This window comes from Neobacillus sp. K501, assembly GCF_053749995.1.
Genome location: NZ_JBSLYA010000020.1, coordinates 1 through 20,795, shown reverse-complemented (window position 1 = coordinate 20,795; position 20,795 = coordinate 1). Strand labels below are relative to the sequence as shown.

At 41.0% G+C, this 20,795-nt stretch carries 18 protein-coding genes and 11 tRNA genes; 25 read left to right on the top strand and 4 right to left on the bottom strand.

Going from position 1 to position 20,795, the window contains the following annotated elements; all coding sequences use genetic code 11:
- Positions 1–186: 186 nt before the first annotated feature.
- A complete protein-coding gene (locus tag ACWM35_RS24645) occupies positions 187–1,365 on the bottom strand; it encodes an FtsW/RodA/SpoVE family cell cycle protein (RefSeq protein ID WP_454821528.1) in 1,179 nt (392 codons plus the stop codon).
- Between the two features lie 156 nt (positions 1,366–1,521).
- Positions 1,522–2,880 (bottom strand): magnesium transporter, encoded by a 1,359-nt coding sequence (gene mgtE / locus ACWM35_RS24640; protein WP_454821527.1) that lies wholly within the window; start codon positions 2,878–2,880, stop codon positions 1,522–1,524.
- A 477-nt stretch (positions 2,881–3,357) separates the two neighbouring features.
- Here mgtE and ACWM35_RS24635 point away from each other — a divergent pair, with 477 nt between their 5' ends.
- The 7 genes from ACWM35_RS24635 to ACWM35_RS24605 all read left to right on the top strand — a co-directional run bounded on the left by ACWM35_RS24635 (position 3,358) and on the right by ACWM35_RS24605 (position 11,699).
- Complete coding sequence (locus tag ACWM35_RS24635) at positions 3,358–4,134, top strand: hypothetical protein (protein WP_454821526.1); 777 nt, start codon at positions 3,358–3,360, stop codon at positions 4,132–4,134.
- Between the two features lie 151 nt (positions 4,135–4,285).
- On the top strand, positions 4,286–5,365 hold the full coding sequence (locus tag ACWM35_RS24630; protein ID WP_454821525.1) for a D-alanine--D-alanine ligase: 1,080 nt from the start codon (positions 4,286–4,288) through the stop codon (positions 5,363–5,365).
- 70 nt (positions 5,366–5,435) lie between these two features.
- Positions 5,436–6,818 carry a UDP-N-acetylmuramoyl-tripeptide--D-alanyl-D-alanine ligase gene (locus ACWM35_RS24625; protein WP_454821524.1) on the top strand — a complete coding sequence of 461 codons (1,383 nt, stop codon included), beginning with the start codon at positions 5,436–5,438 and terminating at the stop codon, positions 6,816–6,818.
- Positions 6,819–6,913: 95 nt separating this feature from the next.
- Positions 6,914–7,603, top strand: coding sequence for an alpha/beta hydrolase (locus ACWM35_RS24620; protein WP_454821523.1), 690 nt, complete (start codon positions 6,914–6,916; stop codon positions 7,601–7,603).
- Between the two features lie 211 nt (positions 7,604–7,814).
- Positions 7,815–9,311 (top strand): DEAD/DEAH box helicase, encoded by a 1,497-nt coding sequence (locus ACWM35_RS24615; protein WP_454821522.1) that lies wholly within the window; start codon positions 7,815–7,817, stop codon positions 9,309–9,311.
- A 467-nt stretch (positions 9,312–9,778) separates the two neighbouring features.
- Positions 9,779–10,258 carry a PH domain-containing protein gene (locus ACWM35_RS24610; RefSeq protein WP_454821521.1) on the top strand — a complete coding sequence of 160 codons (480 nt, stop codon included), beginning with the start codon at positions 9,779–9,781 and terminating at the stop codon, positions 10,256–10,258.
- Entirely contained in the window at positions 10,251–11,699 is a 1,449-nt protein-coding gene (locus tag ACWM35_RS24605) for a PH domain-containing protein (RefSeq protein ID WP_454821520.1), read from the top strand. The genes ACWM35_RS24610 and ACWM35_RS24605 overlap by 8 nt, the downstream gene beginning before the upstream one ends.
- 17 nt (positions 11,700–11,716) lie before the next feature.
- On the opposite strand, the gene ACWM35_RS24600 is transcribed toward ACWM35_RS24605, so the two are convergent.
- Positions 11,717–12,442, bottom strand: a complete 726-nt coding sequence (locus tag ACWM35_RS24600; RefSeq protein WP_454821519.1) for a rhomboid family intramembrane serine protease — start codon at positions 12,440–12,442, stop codon at positions 11,717–11,719.
- Between the two features lie 260 nt (positions 12,443–12,702).
- Here ACWM35_RS24600 and acpS point away from each other — a divergent pair, with 260 nt between their 5' ends.
- From acpS to ACWM35_RS24570, 6 genes are all read left to right on the top strand, one after another.
- Complete coding sequence (gene acpS, locus ACWM35_RS24595) at positions 12,703–13,053, top strand: holo-ACP synthase (RefSeq protein WP_454821518.1); 351 nt, start codon at positions 12,703–12,705, stop codon at positions 13,051–13,053.
- Positions 13,054–13,230: 177 nt separating this feature from the next.
- A complete protein-coding gene (locus ACWM35_RS24590; RefSeq protein ID WP_454821517.1) occupies positions 13,231–14,241 on the top strand; it encodes a LolA family protein in 1,011 nt (336 codons plus the stop codon).
- 124 nt (positions 14,242–14,365) lie between these two features.
- Complete coding sequence (gene alr / locus ACWM35_RS24585) at positions 14,366–15,529, top strand: alanine racemase (RefSeq protein WP_454821516.1); 1,164 nt, start codon at positions 14,366–14,368, stop codon at positions 15,527–15,529.
- 186 nt (positions 15,530–15,715) lie between these two features.
- Positions 15,716–15,997 (top strand): CopG family ribbon-helix-helix protein, encoded by a 282-nt coding sequence (locus ACWM35_RS24580; protein ID WP_454821515.1) that lies wholly within the window; start codon positions 15,716–15,718, stop codon positions 15,995–15,997.
- A gap of 4 nt (positions 15,998–16,001) precedes the next feature.
- Entirely contained in the window at positions 16,002–16,352 is a 351-nt protein-coding gene (locus ACWM35_RS24575) for a type II toxin-antitoxin system PemK/MazF family toxin (RefSeq protein WP_034673264.1), read from the top strand.
- Positions 16,353–16,502: 150 nt separating this feature from the next.
- Complete coding sequence (locus tag ACWM35_RS24570) at positions 16,503–18,680, top strand: Tex family protein (protein ID WP_454821514.1); 2,178 nt, start codon at positions 16,503–16,505, stop codon at positions 18,678–18,680.
- A gap of 41 nt (positions 18,681–18,721) precedes the next feature.
- Here the strand turns inward: ACWM35_RS24570 and cmpA are convergent, their stop codons facing one another.
- Positions 18,722–18,838 (bottom strand): cortex morphogenetic protein CmpA, encoded by a 117-nt coding sequence (cmpA, locus tag ACWM35_RS24565; protein WP_454821513.1) that lies wholly within the window; start codon positions 18,836–18,838, stop codon positions 18,722–18,724.
- 92 nt (positions 18,839–18,930) lie between these two features.
- Between cmpA and ACWM35_RS24560 the strand changes: the two genes are divergently transcribed.
- The 12 genes from ACWM35_RS24560 (at position 18,931) to ACWM35_RS24505 (ending at position 20,659) form a co-directional block, all read left to right on the top strand.
- Positions 18,931–19,404, top strand: coding sequence for a SprT family protein (locus ACWM35_RS24560; protein WP_454821512.1), 474 nt, complete (start codon positions 18,931–18,933; stop codon positions 19,402–19,404).
- A gap of 116 nt (positions 19,405–19,520) precedes the next feature.
- Positions 19,521–19,595 (top strand) — tRNA-Asn (locus tag ACWM35_RS24555).
- 6 nt (positions 19,596–19,601) lie between these two features.
- A tRNA-Ser gene (locus ACWM35_RS24550) sits at positions 19,602–19,692 on the top strand.
- A 16-nt stretch (positions 19,693–19,708) separates the two neighbouring features.
- Positions 19,709–19,780, top strand: a tRNA-Glu gene (locus ACWM35_RS24545).
- Positions 19,781–19,833: 53 nt separating this feature from the next.
- Positions 19,834–19,910, top strand: a tRNA-Asp gene (locus ACWM35_RS24540).
- Between the two features lie 21 nt (positions 19,911–19,931).
- Positions 19,932–20,006: transfer RNA gene (locus tag ACWM35_RS24535), tRNA-Gln, on the top strand.
- Between the two features lie 8 nt (positions 20,007–20,014).
- Positions 20,015–20,090, top strand: a tRNA-Lys gene (locus ACWM35_RS24530).
- 14 nt (positions 20,091–20,104) lie between these two features.
- A tRNA-Leu gene (locus ACWM35_RS24525) sits at positions 20,105–20,189 on the top strand.
- Between the two features lie 62 nt (positions 20,190–20,251).
- Positions 20,252–20,337, top strand: a tRNA-Leu gene (locus ACWM35_RS24520).
- 70 nt (positions 20,338–20,407) lie between these two features.
- Positions 20,408–20,484 (top strand) — tRNA-Arg (locus ACWM35_RS24515).
- Between the two features lie 7 nt (positions 20,485–20,491).
- Positions 20,492–20,568, top strand: a tRNA-Pro gene (locus ACWM35_RS24510).
- A 17-nt stretch (positions 20,569–20,585) separates the two neighbouring features.
- Positions 20,586–20,659 (top strand) — tRNA-Gly (locus ACWM35_RS24505).
- Positions 20,660–20,795 lie beyond the last annotated feature (136 nt).

The following is a 20,795-nucleotide window of genomic DNA, read 5'->3' as shown; positions in this document are numbered from 1 at the left end:
GGACTCGAGTCGTAAGCCGCCCACTGAATGAAGGCAAAAAGCGCCTTCTTTCAGTGTTCGTCTTACGCCTGCGTCCCAGGGCAGTCGCCTCCACTTTTCGTTCAATCCGTCAAGAAGGTTAAAAAGCAACCTTCTCGCCGGCTCGTCTTATGCCTGTCGCCCCTGACCAAGGCGCTTGCGCTTTTCTTATGAACTTATGGAATTGTCTGAAGAAAACATGTAATTTCGATGATGATAGCGAATGCTGTAAACAATCCCCATGGCAAACATATTCCCCATAAGAGAGCTCCCCCCATAGCTAATAAATGGCAACGGGATTCCCGTGATTGGCAGAACCTGAATGGTCATCCCGACATTTTGAAAGACGTGGAACGTAATCATACTGATAACCCCTGTACATACATATGTATTAAATGGATCGTTTGTATCTAAGGCAGTTTTGATTAAATGATAAATTAATAGAAAGAATAGCCCAATAACAACGCTGCCTCCGACAAAACCATATTCTTCACCGATGATACTGAAAATGAAGTCTGTATGACCTTCTGGGACATATACCTCACTATTACTGAACCCCTTACCAGTTAACATACCGGAACCAATGGCACTTAAGGATTTCAATAAATGGTAGCCTGCGTTGCTTTGATGGTTAACCGGATCGAGCCAAGAATAGATCCGATTAAATTGATAGGTATCAACATATTTTTCAAGTAACTCAGGTTTGGTGAGGACAAGATAGATAATGCTTGCGGCAATGGAAACTCCAAAGGCGAATACCGGGAAGATAATCCGCCATGATATTCCGGAAACTAAGATAAAGCCTATTAATATCGAAATGAATACAAGGGAGGTTCCTAAATCCGGCTGCTTCATGATCAGCGCAAGCGGGACAGCGGTGGTCACCCCAAATTTTAATAAAAGCAGAAAGTCTGATTTGAGGGTCTTCTCTAAATGTTTTTCTTGATGGGTGGTAGCAACTCGGCTAAGTGCAAGAATCAAAAAGGTTTTGACAAATTCTGAAGGCTGAATCGAACCAAGCCCCGGAATGATATACCAGCTTTTGGCTCCATTTCGGTATGGTGCGATGCTTTCTGGAGCGATAATCAATCCGACTAGTAAGAGAAGACCTAAGCCAAATAAATACCAAGATAGTCGTTTTAATTGATAGGAGTCAAAAAATATTGTGATGGAAATGATCGCAGCCCCGACAACATACCAAAAGATTTGTTTGACTAAAAAGTTTTCATCATATTGGCCTGCGGCTTGAGCACTAAAGATCGCCACACAACTAACAAGGAAAAAGAGAAACAAGATTAATGTTAACGTCCAGTCGAAACGCTCTGATTTGTTGGTTAATTTATCCATAGGACACACCCTAGTTTTTCTGTATAAAATCATGCTAACAAAGAAAAGAAATTGTAACAATAGTTTAATAAGGAAATGTTTTACATCAACTATATAGACGAAATTCGACTTAAAGATGTTTCAAAATAAAAGAAAAACACGGTTCGTTAACCGTGTTTACATGAGATAGTTTAGGAACATGGTGGCAATACCAAAGTAGGTGAGCAGTGAAAAAATATCATTGATCGTGGTGATCAGGGGACCTGAAGCGACTGCTGGGTCGATATTTAAGCGAAATAAGATTAGCGGAATAATTGTTCCGGCAAGTGTCCCGATAATCAAGGTGAAAAACAGCGAGCTGCCAACAACAGCACCTAAAATGAAGCTGCCTTGCCAAATATAAGCGATGATGGAAATCAGAATCGCACAGGTAATTCCGATGGTAATTCCCACCCCAAGCTCGCGGGCGATTAAACGGAAAATTACTCCTTTATCAATATCATGAGAAATAAGGCCTCTTACAACAACAGCGAGTGATTGTGTCCCAGTGTTCCCGGTCATCCCAGCAATCATCGGCATGAAAAAGGCAATTGCCACGACCTGCTGCAGCGTATCTTCAAAGCTGCTAATGATCCGTCCGGAAATGAGTCCGATAAACAACAGTAAAATCAGCCATGGAAGTCTTCTGGCTGCGGCGACCAGAGTTTTCGTTTCAAAATCGATGGACTTACCAGATGCTGATAATTTTTCAATATCTTCATTGGCTTCTCTTATCACGACATCAATGATGTCATCGACGGTTACGATGCCGACAAGGACATTATCCTCATCGACCACGGGGATGGCCAGGAAATCGTATCTTTCAGTCATTTTTGCTACAACTTCCTGGTCGGTTGTGACAGAAACAGCGATGACACGTTCATACATTATTGAATTGATTTTTTCATTTGGATCGGCTAACAGCAGGTCGCGGTAGGAGACAACCCCGACGAGCTTTCTTCCTTCATTTACAACGTAAAGATAATTAATCGATTCAGCAAATTCAGCGAACGATTTCAATTTATCTACTGCTTCTCTTACTGTGTAATCATTTCGGATCCAGACGAAGCGATTGGTCATAATTCTTCCCGCCGTTTCTGGCGGATAATTCATAATATCGGTAACGGCCTTTGACTCTTCTGACTTCATTCCGGAAAGTAAGGAATCCTTTTTCTCTGGGGAGAGTTCATCAAGCAGCAGGGCTAAATCGTCATTGTCCATTAAATCAAGGACTTTTCCGGATTTTTCAATCCCGAGCTTGTTGAGAACCTCGAGCTGTTCTTCTTTATCAAGCTCCTCCATCAAGTCTGCAAGAACATCAAAATTTAAGAATAACAGGAAGCGAACTTTATGTTTTTCCGGTAATTCTTCATAGATTTTGGCGGTGTCATAAGGCTGTAACTCCTCAAGGATTGTAATGAATTCCTTCTTCTTATTTTCTTTTAATGTTTTTATAATCTGCAGGGCAATCTCATCCTGCGTCATATCCTTAATCATCCTGCACGCTCCTTTCCACCGGTGCGTTTTCTTTCTCTTATTATGTCTAAAGCTTAATAATGATTTTACAAACTCTGTTGATTGGAGCGGAAGGCACGAAGACTCCTGCGGGAGTACGGGACAGGGGAGACCCCGCAGGAGTGAAGCGACGAGGAGGCTCCCCGAACCGCTCGTGCCTGGAGCGGAAATCAACAGACAAGTATAAAAAACTCCTCTTATAAAAGTATGTAAAAAAGAATTTGTTGATAATCGTACTTGAAAATCAAATAATAGGAAAGAGATTGTTTCTAGTATGTGTTAAATCTATTTCAAAGCATCATTTTTGTAAAACAAATGAAATAAGCTATTTGCCCTATAAAGTGATAAAATGGAAAAAGATTGGCTAATATTGGTGTCCAATTAGCTAGTGTTTGATTTCTTTTCTTATTCGTATTATATAACCGATTCTATTTTTCCCTTGAACGGAGGAGTTTGGCTTTGAAAAAGCATCATCAAGACATACGAGATCTTGTCTATGTGCACCTAAACCAAACAGATCAGTATGTATTGTCCTACGGTATTGAATTCACTGAATTTGCTGCTGCTTTTTCAGGTTCATTCAATCATTTACTATTATTAAAGCATCGCTTTGAAGATGCAGACTTCAATTTGCACACGCAATTTGAATACTGTCCCGAGGAAAGGATTAAGGGATTAGCAGCTGATGATGTCTATAGCTACGGTGACTTTTGCTGGATCGACTTTGTCGAAGAAGATGGGTTAAATGTCCTAACTGGGCAGGAAATCGCGGAATTATTATATTTGGGTCACCAAAAACATCATTTGAAATTACCTTTTTATAATAAACTAGGAAATCGATTTGTGTATCTCGCTCAAGATGATGGTTTTTTTAATAAAACCTATTATCGAAGCTTTAAGGACTTTTTCCATATACTGAGTGAATCGCTATCCAGTAAACTAGGCGAACTAAAGCTTGAAAAGTCACTGCTGGGATTAAAGAAAAAACGGACATATCCTCCAATCAATAAAGAAATCCTCCTTTCATTAACACCTTATATGAAAGAAGGAATTTGTATTTCTTTACGTGATATCGATCAGCAGCGTGGCCGGCTGGAAATACCGATTTGGGTGATTGGTGATTTTGCCTCTATGGATGACATGTATGAGGAATATGAACTAATCGTTCAGGAAACAGCACACGCAAGGATTATTCTTGATAAAAAAACAAAAGAATGGAAGTTGTCTGTGAGCTAATCTCTCCATTTATGAGGAGAGATTTTGTTTTTTGCCATAGAGAGAGTTTTTAACCAAGCATTAAATTTCATAAACTAGATAAAGAGAAGGATAACTTTTCGCTGATAAAGTGATAAAATAAAATCGTCAATGTGAAAATGGAGGTTTACTCATGAAAACAAAACTTGGATTATTGTACGGAGGCAAATCCGCTGAACATAAAGTATCGTTACAAACAGCACTCGCGGTAATTAGAGCGCTGGATCTTGAAAAATTCGAAATTCATCCGATTTACATAACTGTTGATGGCCAATGGATAAAAGGTCCACAGCTCACAGGTCCTGTAGAAAACGTCAAAGCGCTAGAGTTTCAAGAGACTACTCAGCTCTCACCGCTAGCTTTGGCGCCAACACTTTTCACCAGCCAGAAACAAGAAAGTGAACCACTGGACGTGATCTTTCCATTGCTTCATGGGCCAAATGGTGAGGATGGAACCGTTCAAGGATTATTAGAATTGTTAAACCTACCGTATGTTGGGAATGGTGTCCTTGCTTCTTCTGCTGGGATGGATAAAGTGATGATGAAAAATGTCTTTGCACAAGCCGGGTTGGCCCAAGTAAACTATGTTGCTTTTATTAAAAGTGAATGGGAAAAGGCGAAAGAAACGGTTTACGCTAAAGTCGAAGCTCAGCTTGGTTATCCATGCTTCGTAAAACCAGCTAATCTTGGATCCAGCGTTGGGATTAGTAAATGTAGTAATCGCACGGAATTAGAAGCAGCTTTTGTGGAAGCATTCCAGTTTGACCGTAAAGTCATTATTGAAGAGGGCGTTGTTGCTCGTGAAATTGAAGTTGGCGTTCTTGGGAACGATGAGCCGGAATGCTCGGTAGCAGGTGAAATTGTTCCGAAAAAGGATTTTTATGATTATAAGGCGAAATATGAGGATGGGGATACTGCTTTAATTATCCCGGCAGATATTACAGAGGAAGAATACAAGCAAATTAAAGAAATGGCGATTGAAGCGTTCAAAGCATTAGATTGCTCTGGCCTTGTCCGTGCCGACTTCTTCCTGACAAAGGATGGAAAGGCATTAATCAATGAGGTAAATACAATGCCTGGCTTTACGCCGTTTAGTATGTTCCCACTTTTATGGAAACACACAGGAGTGGAGTATCCGCAATTAATTGAACGCCTCGTAAATCTTGCAAAAGAAAGACATGCTGAAAAACAAAATATTAAATATACATTTTAGATCTTAAACATCGTGACACGGCTTTAGGCCATGTTACGATGTTTATTAATTATCTTGTTGGAGGAAGGCTATGATTAAGAGAACGCTGAAGCAGATTTCTGAAATGATTTCTGTGAGTAATGAGACAAGTGCATTTGCTGATACCCTTATCACGGGTGTCTGTATTGACTCTCGCAAAATTGAACAGGGTAATTTATTTATTCCTTTTAAAGGAGAGCATTCTGACGGTCATAAATTTGTGGAAGATTCGATTCAAAAAGGAGCCGCTGCGGCATTATGGCAAAGGGATGTACCAAACCCGCCAACTCATCTTCCTCTCATCATGGTTGACGACTGTTTGATTGCCCTGCAAGAACTTGCGCGACAATACCGGAAAGAGTTAGCGGTGAAGGTTGTTGGTATTACCGGAAGTAATGGGAAAACCACGACGAAGGATATGACGGCCGCACTGTTGGCAACCACCTTTAAAGTGCAAAAAACGGAAGGGAATTATAATAACCATATTGGTCTGCCGTTAACCGTTTTGGGGTTAGCGGAGGATACGGAAATTGCTGTTTTAGAAATGGGCATGAGTGGGAGAGGTGAAATTGAATTCCTTACGAATCTTGCCTGTCCAGATGCGGTAGTGATTACCAATATTGGTGAATCCCATCTGCTTGATCTTGGCTCAAGAGAAGGGATCGCCGAGGCAAAATTAGAAATTTTGCAGGGCTTAAAGCCAGAGGGCTTAGCTGTGCTGAATGGCGACGAACCGCTATTGATGGATAGAATTAAGGAATATAAAGGGAATCTTCAAGTTCAAACCTTTGGAAGAAGCAATACAAATGATGTTTTCCCAACACATATCACGCAATTAGAACAAGGAAATCGATTTAAAATCAATATAGCCGCTGAAAGCTTTGAGCTTCCTGTATTAGGAATCCATAACATCTTAAATAGTCTGGCGGCCATGATGATTGCAAGGCATTTTGGGGTGGCTTTTGACAAGATGAACGAAGGATTATTTAATCTTAAGCTAACTGGGATGCGGATGGAGCTGGTCGAAGGGAATCATGGGGAAAAGATTATTAACGATGCCTATAATGCGAGCCCGACATCGATGATGGCAGCGATTGAACTTGTTTCCAATCTTGAGGGTTATGAACAGGTGATTCTTGTTCTTGGGGACATGCTGGAGCTAGGACCGGATGAGGAAAAATACCACTATCAAATTGGCGAAGGGTTAAATCCAGAGAAAATTGATTGGGTGTTCACCTATGGACAGCTAGGCAAGCAAATCGCCAAGGGAGCACGTTCTGTTTTAGACGAGAAACGGGTATTTGCTTTTACGGATAAGGCAGAACTCATCAATAAACTGGAACGGTATCTCGATGAAAACACACTCATTCTGGTAAAAGCTTCCCGAGGGATGAAATTAGAGGAAGTTGTCACTTTTTTACAAAAAAAGCAATAGATGTTGTAACAAAGCCCAAGCAAAACCCGTATGCTATCCTAAAGTTAAAGGTACAATAATGAACAATACTTTTTCTATAAAGCAGGTGAGTAAACATGATTGGCTGTTTATGCATTCACGGCTTTACCGGAGCGCCCTATGAGGTAGAGCCTCTTGCAGAGTATTTAACGAAACATACGGATTGGGTTTTTAGGATTCCGACTCTCCCTGGTCATGGTGAAAATCTCTCATTAAAAGGTGTTCAATACCAGCAGTGGATTGATCATGCGGAAAGTGAACTGAAGGATCTGATTCAAATTTGTGAAAAAGTGTATGTGGTTGGTTTTTCGATGGGAGGGATGATAGCCAGTTATCTTGCTGCTAAGTACCCTGTGGACAAGCTCGTACTACTTAGTGCAGCGGCTTATTACGTTAATCCCAAACAAATGGCCAGCGAATTTAAATCGATGCTGCTGGATATTTTTAAAGGAAACTTAGCTGGTAATGAATTATTTCAGCGTTATAAAAGAAAAATAAAAGCAACACCGATAACAGCTACCCTGCAATTTCGCCGCCTGGTTGCATCGATCAAACCACTGCTGCCACAAGTAGAAGTGCCAACATTGATTGCCCAAGGAGAGTGTGATGGGATAGTTCCCCCAAAAAGTGCTGAATATTTGTATCAAACGATTAATGCCAAAAAGAAACGACTCACATACATCAAGGATTCGAATCATCATATTTGCCACTGTGAGGAAAAAGAGGCCCTGTTTTCTCAAGTGTATGATTTTTTAATAGAACGGTAAAACTGGTATAAAATCACATTGATTGCAATATACTAGTAATAATGTTATGATTATCAGCAACGTGTCTAAAGAACGATGAATAAAGGGCATACTCCTTTGGAGAATGTCTTTTTTTTGGTAAAATAAAGATGTTACCTAATTACGGCATTTGATGCGAGATATACTCAGCACATAGATAAAATTTTCATATAGATGAAGGAGAATGAAAACATTGACAAAGTTTCAAGATTTAGGTATTAGCCAAGCTACATTAAAAGCTGTCCTCCGCATGGGGTTTGAGGAAGCAACACCAATCCAAGCAGAAACGATTCCTTTGAGCCTTGAAAACAAGGATTTGATCGGGCAAGCTCAAACAGGTACGGGTAAAACAGCTGCATTTGGAATTCCGTTGGTTGAGAAAGTTGATACGAGCGTAGAAGCCATTCAAGGGATTATCATTGCCCCAACTCGGGAACTTGCGATCCAAGTTTCTGAAGAATTATATAAAATCGGCGCAGGAAAAAGAGTGCGTGTTCTTCCAATTTACGGTGGACAGGATATTAGCCGCCAAATCCGTTCATTAAAGAAAGCGCCACATATTATTGTCGGTACTCCAGGACGTGTACTAGATCATATTAATCGTAAGACAATGCGTCTAGATACTGTGAATACAGTTATTCTTGATGAAGCAGATGAAATGCTTAACATGGGATTCATTGAAGATATTGAATCCATTCTTGCTTCAACACCTGCAGAGCGTCAAACATTACTTTTCTCAGCAACAATGCCTGGACCAATTCAGCGCATGGCTGAGAAGTTTATGAAAGATCCGCAAATCGTTCGTGTTAAAACGAAGGAAATGACGGTTCCGTTAATCGAACAATACTACCTTGAGACACAAGAAAAGAATAAATTTGATGTTCTAACAAGACTTTTGGATATTCAATCACCGGAATTAGCGATTGTCTTTGGTCGTACGAAACGCCGTGTTGATGAATTATCAGAAGCGTTAAACCTTAGAGGTTATACGGCAGAAGGAATTCATGGTGATTTAAGCCAGGCGAAGCGTCTTCAAGTATTACGTAAATTTAAAGAGGGTACGATTGATGTACTAGTTGCTACTGACGTAGCGGCTCGTGGACTAGATATTTCAGGTGTTACCCATGTTTATAATTTCGATATTCCACAAGATCCGGAAAGCTATGTTCACCGTATTGGACGTACCGGTCGTGCTGGTAAACACGGTATGGCGATGACCTTCATTACCCCACGTGAAAAATCTTATCTTGCAGTTGTTGAAAAAACAACAAAGCGTAAAATGGAGAGAATGCAGGCTCCAACTTTGGATGAAGCGTTAGAAGGTCAACAACGTGCGGTTGTGGATAAAATTGTTCAAACAATTGAATCCAATAATCTTCATTATTACAAAGCGGCAGCAGGAGAGCTTCTTGAATCAAACGATGCATCTACAGTTGTAGCAGCTGTTCTGAAAATGTTAACAAAAGAGCCTGATACAACGCCAGTGAAGCTGACTGAAGAGTCTCCACTACCACAAAAGAGAGAAAGAAGATCTTTCGACCGCAACCGTAATGATCGCAACAGAAGAGATGATAATCGCGGTGGCAACGGCGGTGGCTATGACCGCAGAAAAAAAGCACCGTCAAAACCAAGAAGCGGTGAAAAAAGAACAAACGGTAAATCATCAAAGCCTAGAAGCTTTAATCATTAAAATATTTGGGGCATGGACCAATAGGTTCATGCTCTTTTTTGTGAAAATTTATGAATCCCGAAAATCTTTAAAAAGGTAGCCGATTAGGGTTATTGGATCTCGATTCTCGATGGTAGAAGTCCAAGCGGACGCTAATCGGGTGTATTGGATCCCGAAGTTCGATGGAAATAGCCAAAACGGTAGCCAATTGTGGTTGTTGGATCCCGAATCTCGATGGAAAAAGTCAAAGCGGTCGCTAATCGGGTGTATCGGATCCCGAAGTTCGCTGGAAATAGCCAAAACGGTAGCCAATTGTGGTTATTGGATCCCGATTCTCGATGAAAAAAGTCCAAGTGGTAGCCAATCGGAGCGATTGGATCCCGAAACCCGATGGTCATACCAGCTTTAAGGAATAACGTTTTTCTAGAATCTAGGAGAATATCAAGTTATACTATATGGTGGGTAATTATTGGAAATGGAGGGATTGAATGATTACCGGACCACAAAAGACAATTTCAGAAAAAGCATTAAAGGTTTGGCGGATTTCTGGGGGAATCCATGTTGTCATTAGCTGGGTAGTTATAGCGGTTGCAATTTTTCTTATCAATATTTTTGAATGGCTGCAATGGATATCCTTTTTACTAATCATTATTGGCCTCATTGAAATGTATTTTTTAGTGTTTTTATTGCCAAAACTAAGATGGCAGCGGTGGAGATATGAAGTCCGTGAGGAAGAAATCGAACTTCAAAAAGGGATATTTATTAGAACACGGACGTTGGTTCCGATGATTCGAGTCCAGCATGTTGACACTGTTCAAGGCCCGATTTTACGTAAATATCAGCTGGCATCAGTTATCGTGAACACGGCGGCTACTGCGCATGAAATTCCTGCTTTAGAGGAGCATGAGGCAGAGGAGTTGCGTCTCTATATTTCCAACCTGGCAAAGGTGGCAGATGAAGATGTCTGAGCCGAAGCGACTTCATCCGATTGTCATCGTCCTTAATATTGGGAAAAGTATCAAAGAACTTATCTTTACCTTTATTGCCTTTCTATTTATCGGGAATAAAGGGAATGGCGGAAAACTATTTCTCCTTATCGGTTCTTTGGCTGCGGTTATTATTATTGTCACTAGCAGCATTTTATCATGGCTAAGGTATACATATCGCTTAGAACAGGGTGAACTTCGCATTGAGTACGGAGTATTTGTTAGAAAGAAAAGATACATACCGTTAGAAAGAATACAAAGTCTTGACTTATCTGAAGGGATCCTCCAGCGGCCGTTTGGATTGGTGAAAATGAAAGTGGAAACTGCTGGTGGAGGCGGCGCTGATGAAGCAGATGCCGTTCTATCGGCGATTACGAAACAAGAAGCGGAATATATCAAAGAATACGTAGCCGCTGCCAAGCGTGTTAACCACCACGGTATTTCAGAATTAAAATCGCTGGAAGGTAATCAGACTGTTTTTAAAATCACTCCTTCTCAGTTAGTTCTCCTGTCACTTACGTCCGGAGGAGTGGGTGTTGTTATTTCAGCGGTTTTGGCATTTTTTTCACAATTAGATGAGTTAATTCCCTATGAAAAAGTGTTCCGTGGCTTTGGAAAATGGGCAGTGGGTAATGTCATGCTCATTGTTGTGCTCGTTGCAGTAGGATTAATCGTTGCTTGGATTATCGCTCTAATTGGAACCATGTTGAAATATGCCAATTTTAGCGTTGTGAAAACGGAACATGAATTAATCATTACCCAAGGATTATTAGAAAGAAGGCAAATAACGATTCCGTTAAAACGAATCCAAGCGGTTCGGATTAATGAAAATATTGTTCGTCAATTCCTTGGGTATGGAAGTGTGATTGTTGAAAGTGCCGGAGGATCGGCCAACAATCAGGAAGGTTCGAAAGTGATGCTGCTGCCGTTAGTGAAAATAACGGAGATTAGCGCTATTTTAAGTCCGCATCTGACAGATTACCAACTCAATACAAGGTTTACTCCAGCACCAAAACGAGCAAGATTCCGCTACCTTTTGCGCAGTTGGCTTTGGGTGGTTCCGGTCGTCGTTCTTTCGATTGTTTTTCTAAAGGCTTGGGGGTTGCTATCGTTTGTGTTACTCGGAATCATCACCTGGTGGGCGATATTAAAATTTAAAGATGCTGGCTGGTACCTCGAAGAACAGCAGCTAAGTCTCCGCTACCGGACAATCATTCGAACGACCGTGTTTATTAAGAAGAATAAAGTTCAAAGCATTAATATGAAAGAAAGTTATTTTCAGAGGAAAAGGGGCCTTGCTTCTGTTGAAGCTTTTGTGAAATTAGGCTTTGGCGGTTTCGGCGGGCAGGTAATCGATTTAGAAAAAATGGATGTAGAGAAGATTTATTCTTGGTATTCAAAAAGGGGATTGAACGGAAGTTAAGGTTCAATCCCTGTTGATCATCGGAAAAAGGCGCCTAAAAGAACAAGAACGATAATGATTCCCCAAACGATAAGTTTCATTGGAGATTGAGTGCGCAAGCTTTGTTTTTGTTGGCTGGCCCAATCGCTGGTTCCTCTTACAGTAGCAGAAAAATCCCTTTTATTATAATGAGGAATTGCCCCGATTAGAAAACCACCTAATAAACCGAAAATATGGGCGGTAATATTAATATTTGGCTGCAGGAAGGTCATAACTAAACTTAGGGCACAAATCGTTAAGATCACCTGTGAGTTTTGCTGTGAAAGCAAGTGTTTTCGGAAAACAATAATGCTAATGTAAAAACCAAATAAACCAAAAATCGCTCCGCTTGATCCGACGTGGATATAGGTTAATGGTTCAAGGAAAAGGGTTGCTACGTTAGCGATGAGTCCAGAAGTAAGGTAAACGAATAGAAACTTACCTTTGCCAAGCATTTGTTCCAGAGCGGGGCCGAATAACACAAGTGAGAAACTGTTAAAGAGGACATGGGTAAATCCTCCATGCATAAAGATAGGTGTTACGAGCCGCCAATATTCCCCATCACTAATATAAAGATTAACCCCTGAAAGTGTGGATTTAAACCAATAGTTTGGTAAAAAAGGCAGAACGGTACAGAGATATAAAGCAAAATGAATGACAATAATAGTAGAAACAATCGGATAAAACCGAATAAAGTCGCGAAAACTCTCTGTTCTCGTAAACATAATTACCTCCTGAGTATACTTACATATTTAACAAAAAGTATAGCGTTGAACTTTGAGAATTGTCTAGCTGCAGCGCCTAGGGGCTCGGGTCATAAGCCGATCCGTCAAGAAGGTTAAAGAACAACCTTCTCGACGGCTCGTCTTATGCCTGCCGCCCCTGGGCAAGGCGCTTCCGCTTTTCGTTTTTAAACTGAAATCCTAACTTGTACACTAATATGCTTTTGAAAATATAAATAGAAGGAATAGAAGGGAATGGGAGCATGATTAAAGGGATTGGCATCGATATCATTGAACTATCAAGAATTGAAGAAATCATTGCTAGACAACCAAAGTTGATTGATCGAATTCTAACAGATAGAGAAAAACAAACGTTTGAGCAACTGTCAGAGCGCCGAAGGATTGAATTTTTAGCAGGAAGGTTTGCGGCCAAAGAGGCTTATTCCAAGGCATTTGGCACAGGGATTGGCAAAGAAGTATCCTTTTTAGATATTGAAATCGAAACAGATGATTTAGGAAAACCTCATATCGTCAAACCGAGCATTCACGCTCATTTATCAATCTCACATAGCAGGGACTACGCAGTCGCTCAAGTCGTCGTCGAAGAATTTTAAAAACATTCCTTATCATAATCCAAAAGGTTGTCTCATATATTCATAGGGAAATAGGAGAGACAAGGTCAGCTTGGTCACATAGGAAGCAAATTCACTTTTGTTTTTTATCCACTGCCTGATCCCTGCCTTTCTCTTCTTTACATTCATATGAAAATGAGACAAGAAGGGGTTGAAGGAATGAGGAAAAAGTTGTTGCTGCTGCTTACAGGAGTAATGATCATTTTTGTGCTGGCTGCCTGTGGCTCTAAATCCAAGGATGATGTTGTGAAAGAGTTAACTGGTAAATTAGATGAATTATCCGGCTATAAGGCAGATGCAAAGATGACATTGAAAATGGGAACAGATTCTCAGGTTTACAATGTGGAAATTTGGCACAAAGATCCAACGTTCTACCGGGTTAATTTAAAAAATGCTGAAAAAGACCAAAGCCAAATGATTTTACGGAATAAAGAAGGGGTATTCGTTTTAACCCCAGCGCTTAAAAAGAGCTTCAAATTCCAGAGCGACTGGCCGCAAAACAGCAGCCAAGCCTATCTTTATGAATCATTAATCAAAGACATTGTGGCAGATAAGGAAGCTAAATTCTCCTCGACGAAGGATCATTATGTGTTTGAAACTAAAACTCGCTATCAGAACAATAGTATGCTGCCAACACAAGAAATAAAATTAAACAAGAGTGATTTATCACCGGCAATGGTAAAAGTGATGGATCCTGACCGAAATGCTCTTGTCACGGTAGAATTCTCAAAAGTAAAATTTGATGCCAGCTTTGAAGATAGCGATTTTGATATGAAAAAGAATATGACCCGGGCGGAGCTAAATATGCCTGCTATGGCGGATGCGAAGGATTCTGCGTTTACGATTAAATATCCAACTGAATTATTCGGTACAAAGTTTATCAATGAAGAAGAAGTCAAACTTGAAAATGGCAAACGGGTGATCTTAACCTATGAAGGTGAAAAGTCCTTTACACTCGTACAAGAAAAATCCTTGGTGAAGGAAGCTTCCGCATCACCAACTTATGTTGACGGTGATTTAGTCGACTTAGGAGCAACAATCGGTGCACTTACAGACCATTCCATCACATGGACGCTGGAAGGTGTCGATTACATGATCGCCTCGAACAACATGACAGAAAAGGAACTCGTTGAAATTGCCCGCTCCGTTCAGGGTGAAGTTGAAAAATAATTGTTCAGCAGCAGGCTCTTATAGGGGCCTGCTTTCTTCATTTGACATAAATTAATACAAGTTCGATAATCTAAGAAGTAAAAATTTTTCAAGGTATGAATTTTAGTTAGTGGGAAGTGGAAACATGACAGAGCAGGGTTTTTTCTATAGAGATACGTGGGCAGAAGTCGATCTGGATTGTATTTCAGAAAATGTTGCCTCAGTAAAAAAACTTCTGCCACCAGAAGTTGTAATTATGGCTGTCGTCAAAGCGAATGCCTACGGTCACGGAGACGTTCAAGTAGCGGAGGCTGCGCTTGAAGCAGGAGCCGTTTATTTAGCGGTAGCTTTCATGGATGAAGCCATTGCCTTAAGAAACAAAGGAATTCAGGCACCTATTCTTGTTTTAGGGGCATCTCGACCGGAAGATGTTCAAATGGCCATCAACCATGACATTACCTTAACTGTCTTCCAAGAGGAATGGCTGAAAGCGGCCCAAGCGCATTTAACTTCGGATAAGGAGCTTACTATTCACATCAAGCTGGATACCGGTATGGGGAGGATTGGGGTTCGCAGTAAGGAAGAGCTGGCAGCAATGGAGAAGAGGATTTCGGAAGATCCGCGAGTGATCCTTGAAGGTATTTTTACTCACTTTGCAACCGCAGACGAGCTTGATTTAGCTTATTTTCAAAAGCAATTGACGTTATTCGAGGAGCTGCTAGCGGTATTGAAAGAAAAGCCGAAATATATTCATAGCAGTAATAGTGCCGCAGCCTTAAGGTTTCCGAAAGCTTATTTTAATGGGGTTCGGCTTGGGATTGCGATGTATGGGTTAACCCCTTCCTTAGAAATGGAGCAGGAGATTCCTTTCCCACTCAAGGAGGCCTTTGCATTACGGTCACGGCTTGTCCATGTGAAAAAGCTTGATAAAGGTGAAAAGGTTAGCTATGGAGCAACCTATGAAACACAAGGGGAAGAATGGATTGGCACGATACCGATTGGTTATGCGGATGGCTGGATGCGACGATTACAAGGACGTGAAGTACTTGTCGCAGGTGAACGGGTGCCAATTGTAGGCAGAATCTGTATGGATCAATGCATGGTTCGGCTTCCAAAGTATCTCCCAGTCGGAACGACGGTTACGCTCATTGGGAGTCAGTCAGAGGAATTCATTTCGGTAAATGAAATAGCAAAATCGCTGGAGACAATTAATTATGAAGTACCTTGTATCATCGCCTCCCGTGTCCCCCGTCTCTATCGAAAAGGCGGGAAAACTGTCGACTTAAAAAATGACCTTTTGCATAAATAAGAGTGGATTTTTTAAAAAATCCAACATATTTATACTATTGCGGAGTTTTTTGTGCATAAAAGGATGTTTCTTATGTCTATAATACAGAAGAATTATAATTAGTCTATGCATGATGGGATATAAGTGGTATTATTAAATATGGTAGATAGAAAATATGGTGTGTAGTGATGGTGGAGGTGTATGTTTGTGTCTGAAACTGGCGCAACTACGGAAATCTTAGTGAAATTACCGCAACATCTTTTAACCGAGTTAGATGGTTTTGTAAAATTAGAAAATGTTAATCGCAGTGAGTTTATTTATCAAGCTACAAAAATGTATTTGCGCGAACGTAAAAAGAGACAAATTCGCGAATCCATGAGACGTGGATACATGGAAATGGCCAAGATCAATTTAACGATTGCATCTGAAGCATTTCAAGCAGAATTTGAGGCAGAACACACAGTTGAACGTCTTGTAAGCGGAGGGTAATCCTTTGATTGTCAAGCGTGGTGACGTTTATTTCGCGGACCTATCCCCAGTTGTTGGTTCTGAGCAAGGCGGCGTCCGTCCTGTACTTGTCATCCAAAACGACATCGGGAATCGGTTTAGTCCCACAGTTATTGTTGCAGCGATCACAGCTCAAATTCAAAAAGCGAAGCTTCCTACTCATGTAGAAATTGATGCGAAGCGTTACGGTTTTGAACGAGACTCAGTCATTCTTTTAGAACAAATTCGTACAATAGATAAGCAGCGGTTAACCGATAAAATAACCCATCTCGATGACGAAATGATGGAAAAAGTGGATGAAGCCTTGCGAGTGAGTATAGGTCTCATCGAATTTTAGCAATGATGCACGCTCTTTTTAAAGGGCGTTTTTTTATACATATTCTCTGACCTCAAAAGTGTGTTTTTCTAGCAAGCTGCTGCAGCTTGCTCTTTTTTTTATGGAAACCATTTTGATACAATAAACAAGAATGAAAAGGAGGCTTTTGGTGTGAATGATACTTTAGTTAGGGATGAACAACGATTTGGGAAAATTGCTGCTGAGCAGGCAATTACACATAAACAGGTGAAAAGCGTCATTTCATTATTAAACGAAGGTAATACCGTTCCGTTTATTGCCCGCTACCGAAAAGAAATGACTGGAGCACTCGATGAAGTACAGATCAGAAATATCCAAGAACGCTGGCAATACATTCAAAACCTCGAGCAAAGAAAAGAAGAGGTACTTCGAATTATCGCTGAGCAAGGAAAGTTAACAGATGAGCTGACCAAAGCCATAACAAAGGCAGAAAAGCTTCAAGAAATCGAAGACTTGTATCGCCCTTACAAACAAAAACGACGGACGAAAGCAACGGTTGCAAAAGAAAAAGGACTAGAACCTTTTGCGGAGTGGTTATTAACTTTTTCAACAGACCCAGTGGAAGTTAAGGCAAAGGAATTCCTATCAGAAGAAAAAGAAGTCCTAACTGTTGAAGACGCTATTTCTGGTGCAAAAGATATTATTGCAGAAATAGTATCGGATGATGCAGATGGCCGAAAATGGATTCGAAGGGAAACCTTTAAAGCGGGAATGGTTGAATCGTCCGTTAAGGACGATGATAAAGATGAGAAGAAAGTGTATGAAATGTACTATGAATATGAGGAGCCTGTAAGTAAAATTGTTCCACATCGGATCCTTGCGTTAAATCGTGGTGAAAAAGAAGAGATTATCCGTGTTTCTATTAAGGTGAACACAGATCAAATCCTGTCGTACCTTTCGAAAAAATGGATTCGCTCTCAACGGTCACCTGCAGCCTCGGTCGTTTTAGAAGCAATCGAAGACAGCTACAAAAGACTGATTCAACCTTCAATTGAAAGGGAGATTCGTAATGAGTTATCCGAGAAAGGAGAAGAGCAGGCAATACATATATTTTCGGAAAATCTTCGCAACCTTCTCCTGCAGCCTCCTTTAAAGGGCAAGGTTGTAATCGGAGTTGACCCTGCTTATCGGACAGGCTGTAAGCTAGCGGTGGTTGACGAAACGGGCAAGGTGTTAAAAATTGACGTAATCTACCCGCATTTATCTGAATTTAAAGCGAAGGAAGCAAGAGAAAAGTTCATTGGAATCCTTCGTGAATATAAAGTAGAGATGGCGGCAATCGGAAATGGAACTGCATCGCGGGAAACAGAGCAATTTGTTGCCGATATTCTGAAAGAGATGGATGAAGAAATTTATTACTTAATCGTAAATGAAGCGGGTGCCAGTGTTTACTCTGCTTCCGACCTTGCAAGAGAAGAGTTCCCGGATTTTCAAGTTGAAGAAAGAAGTGCTGTATCCATTGCCAGACGTTTACAGGATCCACTTGCTGAATTGGTAAAAATCGACCCGAAATCCGTTGGCGTCGGACAATATCAGCATGATGTCTCGCAAAAACAGTTATCAGAATCCCTGCATTTTGTCGTTGAGACAGCTGTTAACCGCGTGGGTGTAAATGTGAATACGGCCTCTGCTTCGTTGTTGCAATACGTAGCTGGTTTAACGAAAACGGCTGCCAACAATATTGTGAAAAAGAGGGAAGAGGAAGGAAAGTTTATAAGCAGGGTGCAATTGAAAAAGGTCCCTCGACTCGGTGCGAAAACATATGAGCAAGCCATTGGTTTCTTGCGTGTATTAGATGGAAAGCAGCCGCTAGACCGAACTGGAATTCACCCGGAGAACTATGACGAAGTAAAAAGGTTATTAACGAATCTAGGATTTACAGCGAATGATTTAGGTAGTACTGAATTGAAAGATGCATTAAGCAAGATTGATTTAGAAACCGTTTCTGCTGAACTGGAGATAGGTGAGTTAACCTTAAAAGATATTATTGATGCATTGGTAAGGCCAGAACGTGATCCGCGTGATGACTTACCGCGGCCACTGTTAAAAAAGGATGTTCTAAAGTTAGAAGATCTAAAGGCGGGAATGGAGTTACAGGGTACCGTCCGAAATGTAGTGGACTTTGGAGCTTTTGTTGACGTAGGTGTAAAGCAAGATGGACTTGTTCATATATCGAAGCTAAGCAATCGCTTTGTGAAACATCCACTGGACATTGTCTCTGTGGGAGACGTTGTTACCGTCTGGGTTGACTCGGTTGATATGAAAAAAGGCAGAGTAGCCCTGACTATGCTTCCTCCATCTAAGCAATAGTTTGAGTTTGGTATCAATTTGAAATGACAGAAGAAACACTGCTATTCCGAGCAGTGTTTTTTTCTGTAAAAAAACCAGCATTGGTTTAACATCTTGATCTGGGAACGATTTTTTTCATAAAAAGCTCTTTTCATTTGGTTTTGAAACCAAGTCGGCATAATCAAACCTCCCGAAAAGTAAATCATTAAAGGTATATCCAATATATGCTATAATAGGTTGTCACGTTCGCTTTAAAGAGGAGGGTCCGAAAATGGAGGATAAAGAACTACAAAAATTGGTTGAGAAGATCTCAATCGAATCCTTTGGAAAGCTTTTCAGGCATAAGGCTACCTTCAATTCCAGGCTTCGATCAACCGGCGGAAGATATTTGTTAAGCACAAGTAATATAGAAATCAATAGAAAGTACCTAGATCAATTAGGTGTTAATGAACTGATTGGCATAATCATGCATGAGCTTTGTCACTATCATCTTCATCTTGAAGGCAAGGGATATCAGCATCGTGATCCTGACTTTAAAATGCTTTTAAAAAAAGTAGGGGCACCAAGATATTGCAGCCCGCTGCTTGAGAGGCCTAATAAACGAAGAACAGGGAAAATTCTTATCTATGAATGTACAAAATGTCAGTTACAATATAAAAGAAAAAAGAGCATCGATATCAATCGCTATGTATGTGGGCAATGCAGAGGGAAGTTGTCCAAGGTTGAAGAAGTTCGTTTAGTATAAGGGAAAAATTCACAAATAGATTTCTCGAAAAATCGTATTGACTTTCGGATGCAACGTTATTATAATCATAAGAGTCGACAAGGTGATGAGCCCTTAGACAGAACTAATTTCATTATTCCGCAGTAGCTCAGTGGTAGAGCTATCGGCTGTTAACCGATCGGTCGTAGGTTCGAGTCCTACCTGCGGAGCCATCTTTTGGGGAAGTACTCAAGAGGCTGAAGAGGCGCCCCTGCTAAGGGTGTAGGTCGGGTAACCGGCGCGAGGGTTCAAATCCCTCCTTCTCCGCCATAAAAATTAATATTACGGCCCCTTGGTCAAGCGGTTAAGACACCGCCCTTTCACGGCGGTAACACGGGTTCGAATCCCGTAGGGGTCATCAGGAGCGGGAGATGAACGAAGCTCATTTCCTGTTTCTTATTTAATATGTTTGGTCCGGTAGTTCAGTTGGTTAGAATGCCTGCCTGTCACGCAGGAGGTCGCGGGTTCGAGTCCCGTCCGGACCGCCACTTTTAAAAACATTTTATTATTGGGCTATAGCCAAGCGGTAAGGCATCGCACTTTGACTGCGACATGCGTTGGTTCAAATCCAGCTAGCCCAGCCATTTTTTTTGAGCCATTAGCTCAGTTGGTAGAGCATCTGACTTTTAATCAGAGGGTCGAAGGTTCGAGTCCTTCATGGCTCACCATTTTATATGAATATGCGGGTGTGGCGGAATTGGCAGACGCACCAGACTTAGGATCTGGCGCCGCAAGGCGTGGGGGTTCGACTCCCTTCACCCGCACCAAACTTTACCACTTGAAAAAAGATTAATAATCTGTTATGATTATCTTTGTCGCTGATTTATACGCGGTCGTGGCGGAATGGCAGACGCGCTAGGTTGAGGGCCTAGTGGGGGCAACCCCGTGGAGGTTCAAGTCCTCTCGGCCGCACCAAAAAAATCATAAAAAAGATTTGACATATCAAATTGAGTTTGGTAAGATATAAAAGTTGACTTCAACAGATGCGCCCGTAGCTCAATTGGATAGAGCGTCTGACTACGGATCAGAAGGTTATGGGTTCGACTCCTTTCGGGCGCGCCATCTATTTCGAGAAGTAGCTCAGCTTGGTAGAGCACTTGGTTTGGGACCAAGGGGTCGCAGGTTCGAATCCTGTCTTCTCGACCATTCGAAAATTTTAATATGCGGGTGTAGTTTAGTGGTAAAACCTCAGCCTTCCAAGCTGATGTTGTGAGTTCGATTCTCATCACCCGCTCCATTATTACCTTAAATTGTTCTTTGAAAACTAAACAAACAAAAACGTCAACAAACAATAATATTTTAGTTTCTACTATAGAAACTAAGCCAACGTAACTTTATGAGCTATATCAACTTTCTTGGAGAGTTTGATCCTG

Coding starts and splice junctions, on each gene's coding strand:
- ACWM35_RS24645 (WP_454821528.1), bottom strand. CDS start 1,365: ATGGATAAATTAACCAACAAATCAGAGCGTTTCGACTGGACGTTAACA.
- ACWM35_RS24600 (WP_454821519.1), bottom strand. CDS start 12,442: ATGTTTACGAGAACAGAGAGTTTTCGCGACTTTATTCGGTTTTATCCG.
- ACWM35_RS24625 (WP_454821524.1), top strand. CDS start 5,436: ATGATTAAGAGAACGCTGAAGCAGATTTCTGAAATGATTTCTGTGAGT.
- ACWM35_RS24560 (WP_454821512.1), top strand. CDS start 18,931: ATGGAGGATAAAGAACTACAAAAATTGGTTGAGAAGATCTCAATCGAA.
- mgtE (WP_454821527.1), bottom strand. CDS start 2,880: ATGATTAAGGATATGACGCAGGATGAGATTGCCCTGCAGATTATAAAA.
- acpS (WP_454821518.1), top strand. CDS start 12,703: ATGATTAAAGGGATTGGCATCGATATCATTGAACTATCAAGAATTGAA.
- alr (WP_454821516.1), top strand. CDS start 14,366: ATGACAGAGCAGGGTTTTTTCTATAGAGATACGTGGGCAGAAGTCGAT.
- ACWM35_RS24620 (WP_454821523.1), top strand. CDS start 6,914: ATGATTGGCTGTTTATGCATTCACGGCTTTACCGGAGCGCCCTATGAG.
- ACWM35_RS24590 (WP_454821517.1), top strand. CDS start 13,231: ATGAGGAAAAAGTTGTTGCTGCTGCTTACAGGAGTAATGATCATTTTT.
- ACWM35_RS24630 (WP_454821525.1), top strand. CDS start 4,286: ATGAAAACAAAACTTGGATTATTGTACGGAGGCAAATCCGCTGAACAT.
- ACWM35_RS24610 (WP_454821521.1), top strand. CDS start 9,779: ATGATTACCGGACCACAAAAGACAATTTCAGAAAAAGCATTAAAGGTT.
- cmpA (WP_454821513.1), bottom strand. CDS start 18,838: ATGCCGACTTGGTTTCAAAACCAAATGAAAAGAGCTTTTTATGAAAAA.
- ACWM35_RS24605 (WP_454821520.1), top strand. CDS start 10,251: ATGTCTGAGCCGAAGCGACTTCATCCGATTGTCATCGTCCTTAATATT.